At 73.3% G+C, this 12,527-nt stretch carries 13 protein-coding genes; 4 read left to right on the forward strand and 9 right to left on the reverse strand.

All coding sequences use genetic code 11. The annotated features are described in order from the left end of the window. Window positions 1-376: 376 nt before the first annotated feature. The 3 genes from ACIQFU_RS00980 to ACIQFU_RS00990 are packed head-to-tail and all read right to left on the reverse strand — an operon-like array spanning window position 377 to window position 3,202. The gene (locus ACIQFU_RS00980) at window positions 377-1,282 is read right to left on the reverse strand and encodes a LysR family transcriptional regulator (protein WP_402548001.1); all 906 of its coding nucleotides are present in this window, start codon (window positions 1,280-1,282) and stop codon (window positions 377-379) included. Between the two features lie 9 nt (window positions 1,283-1,291). Beyond that, window positions 1,292-2,215, reverse strand: a complete 924-nt coding sequence (locus ACIQFU_RS00985) for a DMT family transporter (protein WP_402548003.1) — start codon at window positions 2,213-2,215, stop codon at window positions 1,292-1,294. 33 nt (window positions 2,216-2,248) lie between these two features. Next, the gene (locus tag ACIQFU_RS00990) at window positions 2,249-3,202 is read right to left on the reverse strand and encodes an EamA family transporter (protein ID WP_402548004.1); all 954 of its coding nucleotides are present in this window, start codon (window positions 3,200-3,202) and stop codon (window positions 2,249-2,251) included. Window positions 3,203-3,350: 148 nt separating this feature from the next. Here ACIQFU_RS00990 and ACIQFU_RS00995 point away from each other — a divergent pair, with 148 nt between their 5' ends. Next, window positions 3,351-3,851 carry a MarR family winged helix-turn-helix transcriptional regulator gene (locus ACIQFU_RS00995; RefSeq protein WP_402548006.1) on the forward strand — a complete coding sequence of 167 codons (501 nt, stop codon included), beginning with the start codon at window positions 3,351-3,353 and terminating at the stop codon, window positions 3,849-3,851. Window positions 3,852-3,995: 144 nt separating this feature from the next. Here the strand turns inward: ACIQFU_RS00995 and ACIQFU_RS01000 are convergent, their stop codons facing one another. The 3 genes from ACIQFU_RS01000 to ACIQFU_RS01010 all read right to left on the reverse strand — a co-directional run bounded on the left by ACIQFU_RS01000 (window position 3,996) and on the right by ACIQFU_RS01010 (window position 6,824). Continuing rightward, a complete protein-coding gene (locus ACIQFU_RS01000) occupies window positions 3,996-4,283 on the reverse strand; it encodes a hypothetical protein (protein ID WP_402548008.1) in 288 nt (95 codons plus the stop codon). Window positions 4,284-4,355: 72 nt separating this feature from the next. Next, window positions 4,356-6,503 carry a 4-alpha-glucanotransferase gene (malQ, locus tag ACIQFU_RS01005; RefSeq protein WP_402548010.1) on the reverse strand — a complete coding sequence of 716 codons (2,148 nt, stop codon included), beginning with the start codon at window positions 6,501-6,503 and terminating at the stop codon, window positions 4,356-4,358. Window positions 6,504-6,512: 9 nt separating this feature from the next. Next, a complete protein-coding gene (locus tag ACIQFU_RS01010; protein WP_061444727.1) occupies window positions 6,513-6,824 on the reverse strand; it encodes a hypothetical protein in 312 nt (103 codons plus the stop codon). Window positions 6,825-7,232: 408 nt separating this feature from the next. Here ACIQFU_RS01010 and ACIQFU_RS01015 point away from each other — a divergent pair, with 408 nt between their 5' ends. Next, window positions 7,233-7,817 carry a Uma2 family endonuclease gene (locus tag ACIQFU_RS01015; protein ID WP_402548012.1) on the forward strand — a complete coding sequence of 195 codons (585 nt, stop codon included), beginning with the start codon at window positions 7,233-7,235 and terminating at the stop codon, window positions 7,815-7,817. A gap of 52 nt (window positions 7,818-7,869) precedes the next feature. Here the strand turns inward: ACIQFU_RS01015 and ACIQFU_RS01020 are convergent, their stop codons facing one another. Continuing rightward, entirely contained in the window at window positions 7,870-8,406 is a 537-nt protein-coding gene (locus ACIQFU_RS01020) for an HNH endonuclease (protein ID WP_356861173.1), read from the reverse strand. A 317-nt stretch (window positions 8,407-8,723) separates the two neighbouring features. Between ACIQFU_RS01020 and ACIQFU_RS01025 the strand changes: the two genes are divergently transcribed. Continuing rightward, window positions 8,724-9,839: a mechanosensitive ion channel family protein gene (locus tag ACIQFU_RS01025; protein ID WP_402548014.1), complete on the forward strand. Its 1,116-nt coding sequence runs from the start codon at window positions 8,724-8,726 to the stop codon at window positions 9,837-9,839. Between the two features lie 79 nt (window positions 9,840-9,918). On the opposite strand, the gene ACIQFU_RS01030 is transcribed toward ACIQFU_RS01025, so the two are convergent. Together ACIQFU_RS01030 and ACIQFU_RS01035 are read right to left on the reverse strand one after the other, a co-directional pair. Continuing rightward, entirely contained in the window at window positions 9,919-10,470 is a 552-nt protein-coding gene (locus ACIQFU_RS01030; RefSeq protein ID WP_402548015.1) for a hypothetical protein, read from the reverse strand. Beyond that, the gene (locus ACIQFU_RS01035) at window positions 10,467-11,009 is read right to left on the reverse strand and encodes a hypothetical protein (protein WP_402548016.1); all 543 of its coding nucleotides are present in this window, start codon (window positions 11,007-11,009) and stop codon (window positions 10,467-10,469) included. The genes ACIQFU_RS01030 and ACIQFU_RS01035 overlap by 4 nt, the downstream gene beginning before the upstream one ends. A gap of 265 nt (window positions 11,010-11,274) precedes the next feature. On the opposite strand from ACIQFU_RS01035, the gene ACIQFU_RS01040 reads away from it, so the two are divergent. Continuing rightward, window positions 11,275-12,492 (forward strand): ROK family protein, encoded by a 1,218-nt coding sequence (locus ACIQFU_RS01040; RefSeq protein ID WP_402548017.1) that lies wholly within the window; start codon window positions 11,275-11,277, stop codon window positions 12,490-12,492. Window positions 12,493-12,527: the final 35 nt, after the last annotated feature.

Below are 12,527 nucleotides of genomic sequence, written 5' to 3' on the forward strand. Positions count from 1 at the left end.
GACCGGCCCCGCGCCACCAAGACCTCCCCGACGCCTTGCGACGGGCGAAAGGGCATGACCCGAGGAGCGCGGGACTCTGTCCGGGCCCCTCCGCCACGTCCGGCGCGAACCACCCGCACCCGGCACGTGCCCGCAGTACCACGACCGGCGACCCCGGCGCCCGGACACGACACCCCACCCGACCGAACGACACCTGACCGGCCCCGCGCCACCAAGACCTCCCCGACGCCTTGCGACGGGCGAAAGGGCATGACCCGAGGAGCGCGGGACTCTGTCCGGGCCCCTCCGCCGCGTCCGGCGCGGACAGCCGCGAACCAACCGCATCCGGCACGGACCGAACGTCCCCCGGGGCCCTGTACCGGACCCCCGTGCGGGTTCAGGCGACGCGCCCCCGTGCCGCCGCCCGCAGGGCCGTCAGGACGGTGGCGGTCGCGGGGGCCTCCTCCGCGCCCTTGCGCACGGCCGCGACGACGTGCCGGACGGGGCGGTCCTCGCGCAGCTCGCGCATCACCACCCCGTCCCGCGGCACGGCCGCCATGCGCGGGACCAGGGCGACGCCCATGCCCGCTCCGACCATGGCGAGGATGGCCGGCCAGCCCGCCGCCGCGTGGGCCCGGTGCGGCCGGAACCCGGCGGTCTCACAGGCACCGCGCGTGATGTCGGACCAGGGCCCGCTGCCGCCGAAGATCCACGGCTCGGCGGCGAGGTCGGCCAGCCGCAGCCGTTCCGCGCGGGCCAGCGGGTGCTCGCCGGACAGGGCGACGTCCAGTGGGTCGGCGAGCAGCGGGACACGGGTGAAGCGCGGGTCGGCGGCGCTCGGCGCCTGCGCGGCCAGCGACAGCGCGAGGTCCACCTCCCCGGCGGCCAGCAGCTCGTACGCCTCCTGCGCCTCCGCCTCCCGCACCCGCACCGCGATCCCCGGACGCGTGGCGCGCAGGGCGGTGACCGCCGGTACGACGAGGGCGGGCACGGCGGTGGAGAACGCGCCGACCCGGACCTCGCCCGCATCGCCCCGGATGTGGGCCGCCAACTCGGCGTCGGCGCGCTCCAGTTGCTCGAACACCGCCTCGGCGTGGCGCAGCACCAGCCGGGCCGCGTCCGTCAGCCGGACCCTTCTTCCGTGGGCCTGGAGCAGCTCCACCCCGAGCTGTCTGGAGAGGTTCGTCAGCTGCTGGGACACGGCGGACGGCGTCATGTGCAGCGCCTCGGCCGTCGCGGTCACCGTGCCCCTCTCCCGCAGCGTCCGCAGGATCTGCAGCTTGCGGATGTCCCAGTCGGCCATGGCGGCAACCTACCGGCGGGCCCCCGCGCCGAGGACGACGCCACCGAGGATCAGCGCCATGCAGCCGGCCTGCGCCCAGCCGGTCGGCTCGGCGAGCAGGGCCCAGGACAGCAGGGCGACGCACACCGGCTGGAGGTAGTAGACGACCCCGGCGCGGGAGGGGCCGATCAGGGAGACCGCCTTGTTCCAGGCGAAGAAGGCGACGGCGGAGGAGGCGACGCCGACGTAGAGGAGCGGCCAGACGGTGTCCGGGGTCGGGGCGAAGCCGCCCTGCACGGCGAGGCTGACGCCCTGCGCGGGCAGCAGCAGGACGGTGCCGACGAGAAACGTGGTGAAGAGGAAGCCCGCCCCGTCCAGCCCCTCGGGCCTGCGGCGCAGCAGCGCGCTGTACGACCCGAAGCAGCAGGCGGCGGCGATCATCCACAGGTCACCGGCCGAGAAGGACGCCCCGTCACCGCCGACGAGCAGCAGGACGCCCGCGCAGGCGATGACCAGCCCGGCGACCCGGCGGGCGCCGAGCCGGACGCCGCCCGCGCGTTCGTAGAGGGCCATGAGGACGGGGGACGCCGCCATGATCATGCCCATGTTGGCGGCGGGGGTGGTGACGCCGGCCTGGTTGACGAGGGTGTTGTAGACGGTCACGCCGAGCAGGGAGGCGAGGACCACGAAGCCGAGGTGGCGCCGGATCAGGGCACGCTGCCGCCAGGCCCGCCGGGCGCCGAAGGGGGCGACGACGGCGAGGGCCACCACCCAGCGCCAGAACGCGTGCTGGACCGGCGGCACGCTGTCGCCGAGAGCCCGCGAGGTGACGAAGCTGCCGGACCAGACGAGGGTGGCGAGTACGGCGAGCGCGAGACCGAGGGCGACGGGCGCCGTCGGCTGCGCGGAGGTCTCGGCGGGGCGGGCGGCGGTCCGGCGGGTGGCTGTGGCCACGGAGGTCCTTTCCTGGTCGGAGGCCTGGCGGGCCTACCGTCGCAGGGGCGGACCCGTCAGGTCCATCGAATCTTTCCGACCGTTCTTTGAAGCAGAACTGAAAGATGCGGGGCCGGCTGCGGCCGCCCGCCCGCGCGGCACCCACTGCCCCGCGAGGGTCGCACCGAACGCCAGCACCATGCCCGCCAGTTGCACCGGGCCCAGCGCCTCGCCGAGCGCCGCCCAGCCGATGACGGCGGCGGTCAGCGGCGAGAGCGGGCCGAGGAAGGTGACCTGGGTGGCCGGGAGCCGGGCGATGCCGCGGAACCAGAGCCAGTACGCCAGCGCGGTGTTGGCCAGCGCCAGGTAGAGGTAGCCGCCGGCCGCCGGGCCGTCCAGGCCGGGCGGTGCGCCCTCGGCCAGGAGGGCGAGCGGTGCGAGGAGCAGGCCGCCGGCGGTCAGCTGCCAGGCGGTGAGGGCGAGCGGGCCGACGCCGTCGGGGCGGCCCCAGCGCTTGGTGAGCACGGTCCCGGCGGACATGGACGCGGTGGCGGCGACGGCCGCCAGTACTCCGAGCGCGTCCAGCGTCCCGGCCGCCTCCAGCACCACCATACTGACGCCGAACGCGGCGACGGCGCCGGTGAGCACGGAGCGGGTGGTGGGCCGCTGCCCGAGCAGCAGGGCCGAGAGCCCGACGACGAGGAGCGGGCCGAGCGAGCCGACGACGGCGGCCATGCCGCCCGGCATCCGGTAGGCGGAGAGGAACAGCAGCGGGAAGAAGGCCCCGATGTTCAGCGCACCCAGTACCGCCGCCTTCCCCCACCAGGCGCCGCGCGGCAGCACGCGGGCGAGGGCGAGCAGCAGCAGACCGGCGGGCAGGGCCCGCGTCAGCGCGGTGAACAGGGGCCGGTCGGGCGGAAGGAGCTCGGTGGTCACGGCGTACGTCGTGCCCCAGGAGACGGGGGCGAGGGCGGTGAGCGCGATGACGGCGGGGCGGGTGGCGGCCATGGGACACCCCTTCGAGGAGCGAGAAACGAGAGGGGAAGAACGAGGAGCGAGGAACAAAAGAAGCTCGTATGGAAGTAGCTTACTTTCAAGCAAGTTTCCGTCAAGCTACTTTCTTGCGGCCGACCGGAAAGGCCTCGATACTCGTCCCATGACTGAACACCCCAAGGACCCCGTCGACGTGATCATCGATCAGTGGGCGGCGGTACGGCCCGACCTGGACACGGCCGGCATGGAGGTGTTCGGCCGCGTCTTCCGGCTGGCGCGCGCGATGGGCGACCGAATGGAGCAGGCGTACGCACGCTTCGGCATCTCGCGCGGGGAGTTCGACGCCCTGGCCACCCTGCGCCGCTCCGGTGAGCCGTACACGCTCTCCCCCCGGCAGCTCTCGGCCACGCTGATGCTCACCACCGGCGGCATGACCGGCCGCCTGGACAAGCTGGAGCGGGCGGGTCTGCTGCGCCGCTCCCCCGACCCGCACGACCGCCGGGGACTGCAGGTCACCCTCACCGAGCGAGGGCTGGAGCTGATCGACGAGGCGGTCGGCGCGGGCCTGGCCGCGCAGACCGAGGCACTGGCCTCCCTCGACGCGGAACGGGCCGGTCAACTGGCCGGCCTGCTGCGCGACCTCCTCGCCGGCACGGAGAAGTAGGGCGGCCGGCCCGCTGGACCGCGGGAGACCCGGGACACGCGGAAACGACCGAGGGCGCCGTCCCCGTCGCCGTACGGCTGATGCGTGTGCGTGCGGCGGGGGCGGCGCCCTCGGTGAAGCGTGGGCGGTGGGCCGGGCGGGAGGTCAGGCCTTCGCGTCGGCCTTGACCTTGGACTTGGCCTTCGTGCCGGGGGTCTTCACCAGGTGGTCCGGGTTGGACCGGTCCAGGACCATGATCAGGCCCGCGATGATCACGAACAGCGCGATCGGGGCCAGGACGTAGAGGCCCAGCGTCTCGACGACGCTCAGGCCGGTGCCGGGGTCGTCGCCGTCGTCGCGGGTCAGCGCGAGCGCGGGGGACGACATGAGCAGCATCATCAGCGTCGTACCGGCTGCCAGGGCGCCGGCGCGCAGGGCGTTCTTCTTGTCCACGGTGCCAAGTTAGCGAACGGTCCCGGCGACCGCGCGCCCGGGGTGCCCGTACGGGGCCCGCGGGCGTACCGGTCAGCCGTCCCGGTCGCCGCCGCGCTCCCGCGGGGCATCCCGCACCACGTCCCGGCCGGCCTCGCGTACGACGTCGATCAGGGCGTGCAGCCGGGGCGAGGCGACCAGGTCCTCCAGGGTCACCGGGCGGCCCTCGGCGTCGGCGACGGGCAGCCGCCAGTTCGGGTACTGGTCCCAGGTGCCGGGGAGGTTCTGGGGACGGCGGTCGCCGACGGCGTCCGGGAGCCAGATGCCGGCCATGCGGGCGGGGGTGCGCAGCAGGAAGCGGTGCACGGCCTGGATCCCGGCCTCCTCGGCGGGGGTGCCGGTGTCGCCGCCGGTCCCGTGCAGCAGCCCGAGCCGGGCCAGGACGTCGAGCCATTCCGCGGTGTCCGCCGCGGCCTCGGCGCGTTCCTCCTCCAGCGGGCGGGTGAGCAGGCCGAGGCGGTCGCGGAGTTCGACGTGTTCGCCGGTGAGACGGGCGGCGGTGGACGGCAGGTCGTGCGTGGTGGCGGTGGCCAGGCAGTCGGCGCGCCACCGCTCGGGCGGCAGGGGGCGGCCGTCGCCGGTCCAGTCCCGTTCGAACCACAGCACCGAGGTGCCCAGCACCCCGCGCTCGCGCAGCGCCTCGCGCACACCGGGCTCGACGGTGCCCAGGTCCTCGCCGATGACGACGGCACCGGCCCGGCCCGCCTCCAGGACGAGGACGGCGAGCATGGCCTCGGCGTCGTAGTGGACGTAGGTGCCCTCGGTGGGCGGGTGGCCCTCGGGCACCCACCAGAGCCGGAACAGGCCCATGACGTGGTCGACGCGCAGCGCCCCGGCATACCGGAACAGGCCGCGCAGCAGCTCCCGGAACGGCGCGTACCCGGAGTCGGCCAGGCGGTCGGGGCGCCAGGGCGGCAGCCCCCAGTCCTGGCCGCGGGCGTTGAAGGCGTCGGGCGGCGCGCCCACCGACATGCCGGCGGCGAAGTGCGCCTGCTGGGCCCAGGAGTCGGCGCCGCGCGGGTGCACGCCGACGGCGAGGTCGTGGACGATCCCCAGCGGCATGCCGGCCTCGCGGGCGGTGTGCTGGGCGGCGGTCAGCTGGGTGTCGGTGAGCCAGGTGAGACGGGAGTGGAAGTCGACGCGGTCCATCAACTCGGCGCGGGCGCGGTCGGTCGCGGCCGAGCGGGGGTCGCGCAGGCCCTCGGGCCACCGGTGCCAGTCGGAGCCGTGGACCTCGGCGAGCGCGCACCAGGTGGCGTGGTCCTCCAGCGCGGTGCCCTGTTCGGCGAGGTAGTCGCAGTAGGCGGCGCGGCGGCCGGGGCCGAGGGGAACCCCGTGGAGCAGTTCGAGCGCGTCGCGCTTCAGCTCCCACACGGCGTCCCGGTCGATGAGGGCGTCCTTCTCCAGCACGCCCTCGCGCAGCCGCCCCGCGCGTTCCCGCAGGACCCGGGTGCGCTCGTGGTCGGTGACGTACGCGTACTCCGGCACGGCCTCGATCCGCAGGTGCACCGGGTCGGGGAAGCGGCGCGAGGAGGGCCGGTACGGGGAGGGGTCGGTGGGAGCCCCGGGCACGGCCGCGTGCAGCGGGTTGACCTGGACGAACCCGGCGCCGAGGGCGCGTCCGGCCCAGGCGGCGAGTTCGCCGAGGTCGCCGAGGTCGCCCATGCCCCAGGAGCGCCGGGAGAGGAGGGAGTACAGCTGGACGAGGAGCCCGTGGGAGCGCGCGGCGGGGGCGGGCAGCCGGGCGGGCGCGACGATCAGGTGCGCCTCGGCGGTGCGCCCGTCCGGCGCGGTGGCGGTCAGCCGGTGCACCCCACTCGGAAGCCCTTCGACACCGTCGCGGCGCTCGCCCCGCTCGGTGTCGACGCGCAGCCGGGTGCCTGGCGGCAGGGCGGCCAGGGCGTCCGGTGTGCCGCCGTCGCCCCAGCGGACGACGGTGGGCGGCAGCAGCCGCTCGCGCAGCTCGGCCTCGCGGGCGGTGAGCGCGGCCCGTACGGCCCCGGGGCTGCCCGTGTCCACGCCGAGGGCGGCCAGCGCGAGGGTGACGGCGGTGGCCGAGGCCTGGACGGTGCGATCAGGGGCGGGGCGGTAGGAGGTGGCGACGCCGTGCAGGGCGGCGAGCCTGGTCAGATCCTCGGGAAGGTCCTCGGCGGTGGGCTCGGCCGGCTGCGCTGCGGGCATCTGCTTCCTCTACGACCTCGTGGGTTCCGGGACGGGGACGGCGAAGGAGGGGCCGCCCTGCTCCGGCACGTCGGCCGTGAGTTCGGGCGAGGACTCGCTGGTCAGCGGCACGGCGTCGGCGAACGGCGACTCGCTGGTGAGGGGCTCGGCGTCGGGCAGCGGCGGTTCGCTGGTCAGCGGGGTCTCGGCGCAGCTGCCGGTGGCGCCGAAGACGCAGTAGTGCGGGGTCTCGGAGGCGGCGGAGGGCTCCGCCCAGGGGGTGGACGGCTCCGCCACGGGTTTGGAGGGGGCCGGCAGCAGAAGGGGCGCCAGTGCAGCCACGGGGGTCTCCTTTGGTTCAGGCTCTGGGTCGGACTCTGGAACAGGCTCTGGTTCGGGCTCGGGGTCGGGCGGTGTGTCGGACACGCTTGTGGCGAGTTACGGCAGCCCCTACCCAGTCCGGGCGAGGACAGACGCCCCAATACCCCCAACGTGACCCTGGTCACATCCACCCCCTCCTGAACCCGCACAGACTCGGCCAAAAAATCACCTAACCGAAGCACGGATCACCCAAACCGGACACGCTCGCACCGCCTCACCTGGCCGCACCACTCAGCTATTCACTCAGTACATGTACTCGGTGGGAGCTGCGGTACCTGTGACGGTGTACGCCGAGCGGTATGCGCCGTCCGATGGACCGGATCTCCCCTACGCTGAGCATGTGGACCCCCGCAGATCCGGAGGAGCCTTGTGACCGTGACCGCCGACAGGCCGCAGATGCTCGTCACCGAGTTCGAGGAACTCGCCCGCCATGCCGACCGGAGCATAGAAGGCGCGCGGCTCGAGTTCATCAACGGACATCTTGGGGGGAAGGCCGTGCCCGACGGCGACCACGGACGCGTCATCCAATGGCTGACGCGAATCTGCATGCAGCACCGACCCGACCTGTGGCTGGATCCGACCCAGGGACTGGTGGTCGAGGCGTACCGGGGCGGCCGTGCCCGGCCGGACGGCTCACTGGCCCCGGCTGAGGCCTTCGTGGGCCAGGGCGAATGGGCCGACCCCGACCCCGTCCTCATGGTCGTCGAGGTCACCTCGTACGACTCGGACACCGACCGGCGTGACCGGGTCGACAAGCCCCGGGCCTACGCCGAGACGGGGATCCCCGTGTACCTGCTCGTCGACCGGGACACCTGTGAGGTCAAGGTGCACAGCCGTCCGGACGGGGGACGGTACGAGACCGTGCAGACGCTGCCCTTCGGCAAGGAGGTCGCGCTGCCCGAGCCGGTCGGGATCGCACTGGACACCGAGCCGCTGAAGAACTGGGTGCGCTGAGCCGGGGCAGGAGCCCGAGCCGGAGCGCCGGAGCAAGTGGAGGCCCGGACCGTCAGGCGGAAATGCCGTCGATCCGGGCCATGGCGTCCTCCGCGCCGTACGGCTGCAAGTACGGCAACCAGCGCGGGTCCCGATGGCCGGTGCCGATGATGCGCCAGGCCAGGCCGGTGGGCGGGGCCGGTTTGTGGCGCAGGCGCCAGCCCAGCTCGACCAGGTGGCGGTCGGCCTTGACGTGGTTGCAGCGGCGGCAGGACGCCACCACGTTCTCCCACGCGTGCAGGCCCCCGCGGCTGCGCGGGATGACGTGGTCGACGCTGGTGGCGACGGCACCGCAGTACATGCAGCGGCCTCCGTCGCGGGCGAACAGGGCACGGCGGGTGAGCGGGACGGGGCCCCGGTAGGGCACCCGCACGAACCGCTTGAGCCGGACCACGCTGGGTGCGGGCACGGTGACGGTCGCGCTGTGCAGATAGGCGCCGGACTCCTCGAGGCACACGGCCTTGTTCTCCAGGACGAGGACGAGCGCGCGGCGGAGCGGTACGACGCCGAGTGGCTCGTACGACGCGTTGAGGACCAGGACATGCGGCACGGGTGCCTCCTTGGGCGTCGGCGGCGCGTGGCTCGCGCCGGGACGATCTGGTTCAGTCTCCCCTCATGCCTGGTCGTAGCGCCACCATGTCCCGGTAACGGGCTGGGAGTGTTTTCGACCACACGGGACCCGTGATCGAAAGGCGTGACCAGTTCAGGCGCGGGTGAGCGGCGTCTTCCCCGCCGGTTTCGGGCCGAAGCGGGCCCCATGCCCCGTTAGTGTGGTGCATCTGCCCGTCCGGTGACCTTTCCGTGACCTTGGACCGGACCTCGGACCGGACCGCGCAGGACGGGCCGCCGTGTCTGGAGGTTTCCGCCGTGTCCCTGTCCGCCGCCGTCCTGCCCCTGCTGGCCGCCGGTTCGTCGTCTGCGTCGTCGCCCTCGCCGTCACCGACCCCGACGGCCCCGACCGTGCCCTCGCTGCGGGAGGCCCACGAGAGCGCGACGAACGCCGCGGGCTGGGTCGAGGAGAACTGGTCGACGTGGCTCGCGATCGGGCTGCGGGTGCTGCTGATCGTGGTGATCGCGGTGGTGCTGCGCGCCGTGGTGCGGCGGGCGATCACCAAGCTCATAGACCGGATGAACCGCAGGAGCGGGGCGTCCGGCGGCACCGCGCTGAGCGGGCTCCTCGTCAACGCCGAGCGGCGTCGGCAGCGCTCCGAGGCCATCGGTTCCGTCCTGCGCTCGGTGGCCAGCTTCCTCATCCTCGGCACCGCGGCCCTGATGGTGCTGGGCACCTTCCAGATCAACCTGGCCCCGCTGCTGGCCTCCGCCGGTGTCGCCGGTGTCGCGATCGGCTTCGGCGCCCGCAACCTGGTCACCGACTTCCTGTCCGGCGTCTTCATGATCCTGGAGGACCAGTACGGCGTCGGCGACAGCATCGACGCGGGCGTGGCCTCCGGCGAGGTGATCGAGGTCGGTCTGCGCGTGACCAAGCTGCGCGGCGCCGAAGGCGAGATCTGGTACGTCCGCAACGGCGAGGTCAAGCGCATCGGCAACCTCTCCCAGGGCTGGTCCACGGCCGGCGTCGACGTCACCGTCCGCTCCGACGAGGACCTGGACAAGGTGAAGGAGACCCTCACCGCGGTCGGCGAGCGGATGAGCAAGGAAGAGCCCTGGAACGAGATGCTCTGGGGCCCGATCGAGACCCTCGGCCTGGACTCCGTGCTGCTCGACTCGATGGTGGTGCGGGTCTCCGCTAAGACCATGCCCGGCAAGTCCCTCACCGTCGAGCGTGAGCTGCGCTGGCGCATCAAGCGGGCCTTCGACGCGGCCGGCATCGCCATCGTCGGCGGCGCCACCGTTCCGCTGGAAGGCGCCCCGGCCGCCGCCGACCCGACAGCGGCCGTCGCGGCACCCTCCGCCTACGCGAGCACCGTGTCGCCCCAGTCCATCGCGGCGTCCCCCATCCCACCGCCGAGCACGGCCAAGTAGCCCTCGCAGTCCTGCCCGCTCGGCGTGGGAGCGGGCGTGTGCCGCTTCATGGCGTGTGTGTCCCCCCGTTCACAGCTGTTTACTGTTCACAGCCCATTTTCTTCTTGCCGGCCGGCAGGTACGCCGTCGCGAAGCGTTCCAGCTCGCCCCGCAGGTCACCGGCCTCCTCGACCGGCATGTTCATGTCGATGTCGAGCAGATGACTCTTCTTTCCGTTCCCGCACGGAGTCACCGCGAGGAACCTCCCGTCGGCGACGACCGCGTTGGCCACACCCTTGATCTTCTGCGGATTCCGGTCGAAGAACGACTTCCGCGCATGCTCAAGCACGTCGAACGAGTTCTGGCCGCTGAACTCCTGGATGTAGAGAGCGTTCTTCCCGTCCACCGTCGCCATGCAGCGCCGCGCACCTTCGCTGCCCGGGAATTCGTCGTCCCCCACATACCGGGGCTCGGCCTTCAGCTCCTCGCCGGCCGGCAGCAAGGGCTTCAGGAGTCCGGGCTCGACCGAGACCCCGCAGAGCCGGTCGGGAACCGCGTAGCTCTCGTCGTCGCCGCAGGCGGACACACCCATGGCCAGAGCCACCACCGACACCACGGACGGGACGATCCTGCGCACTGTCGGTCGGCTCATTCGTGTTTGCCTGCGATCCTGTTGGCGGTGCTGTTTCCGTCATCTCGGGCGAGTGGCTGTGCGTCGCGTTCGCCAGGGACACGCTGAGGTTCTGCTGCACCTCGTGGGCTTGTAGACGTCCTTGCTGTCCCCGGCCGCCGCGCCGGAGGGGAGCGAGGCGATGACGCTGCCGTTCGCGTGCCGGCCCGGGAGAAGTCCAGGTGGTTGGAGATGTGCGCGCACGCCTCCTTGAGGGTCCTGAGCTGAGTGTTCCAGCCGTCGTGGACCTCCAGCAGCGCGGCACCCATGTCCAGGCCGTCGTTGAAGAGGGAGTTCGACGCGGTGAACGTGCTCGGGCGGGCCACGTCGCCGTCCGTCGACAGTTGCGTCAGCAGGTCGTACGCCAGGTTGCCGAGCTTGCCCAGCTCGTCGTCGTGCACCACCAGATCACCGGAGTCGCTCCCGCCGCCCGCCTCGGCGGGCAGTTGGTTCAACCGCGTGTGTGCCGACTGCCGTTGGACGGCCTCGGCCTTGATCGGCTCCCACTCGTCCCACGCCATCCGGCAGACCTCCCCCGTAGAACGTGTTCACTTTTCGGACAGTCCTACCATGCGCGGCTCGTGCGGCCCGGCGGTGGGTTCGCGGTCACGACCGGGCCGCCTCGCGCAGGTCCCTTGACGGCTCCTCGCGGGCGGGCCTACGTTCTCCGTCCAACAGGAAACTTTCCTAACAGAGCTTCTCGGAGGCGTTTGCCGTGATCCGTGCGGTGGACTTCCCCATCGCCCCCTGAAAAGCTGAGCGGTCGAGAGGCAGGTGTGGACACGCATGGCAGGAACCGCCGGTACGCCGGGCACCCCGCGCGTCCTGCGCGCCATGAACGACCGGGCCGCACTCGACCTCCTGCTGGAGCACGGGCCGCTGTCCCGGACCCGGATCGGCAAGCTGACCGGGCTGTCGAAGCCGACGGCGTCGCAGTTGCTGGCCCGGCTGGAGGCGGCGGGGCTGGTGCTGGCGGGGGGTACGACCGAAGGGCGTCCGGGGCCCGGCGCCCAGCTCTACGAGGTCAACCCCGCCGCCGCGTACGCCGCCGGGCTCGACGTCACCCCGGACCGCGTCCTGGCCGCCGTCGCCGACGTCACCGGACGCACGGTCGGCCGGTACGAACTGCCCACCCCGGGCCGGCGTCCCGCCACTCCCGTCGTCCAGCAGGTCACCGACGCCCTCGACGGCGCCGTGAAGGCGGCCGGGCTGGACCGGAGCGCCGTCCACCGGCTCGTCATCGGCACGCCGGGCGCCTTCGACCCGGGCACCGGGCGGCTGCGCTACGCCTCCCACCTGCCCGGCTGGCACTCCCCCACCCTGCTCGACGAAGTCGCCGCCGCGCTGCCGATGCCGGTCGAGTACGAGAACGACGTGAACCTCGCCGCCGTGGCCGAGCAGCGCCTCGGAGCGGCCCGGGACCACGAGGACTTCGTGCTGCTGTGGAACCAGGAGGGCCTCGGCGCCGCCCTGGTCCTCGGCGGCCGGCTGCACCGCGGCTGGACCGGCGGCGCCGGCGAGGTCGGGTTCCTGCCCGTGCCGGGCGCCCCGCTGGTCCGCAAGGTCAGCCGTACCGGCAGCGGCGGCTTCCAGGAGCTGGCCGGTTCCCAGGCCCTGGCGGGACTGGCCCGGGAGCTGGGGGTCACCGACGTGCCCTCGGGGCCGTACACCGAGGTCGCCGCCGCCCTGGTGACCCGCGCCGCGCAGGCCGGCACCGACGACGATCCGCACCGCCGGCTGCTCAGGACCTACGCCACCCGCCTGGCCACCGGCCTCGCCTCCCTCGTCTCGGTACTGGACCCCGAGCTGGTGGTGCTGAGCGGCACCTCGCTGACCGCCGGAGGCGAGGCGCTGCGCGACCTGGTCCAGGACGAACTGGAGGAACTGGCCGCCTCCCGGCCCCGGCTCGCCGTCGGTGACGTGACCGAGCACCCCGTTCTGCGCGGTGCGCTGGAGAGCGCGCTCGCGACCACCCGCGACGAGGTCTTCGACACCTCGCGCTGACCCCCGCACCACCACCCGCTTGCCCCACCCGTCTG

The sequence above is a fragment of the Streptomyces sp. NPDC093065 genome (assembly GCF_044754585.1).
In the GTDB taxonomy this organism is placed as follows: Bacteria; Actinomycetota; Actinomycetes; order Streptomycetales; family Streptomycetaceae; genus Streptomyces.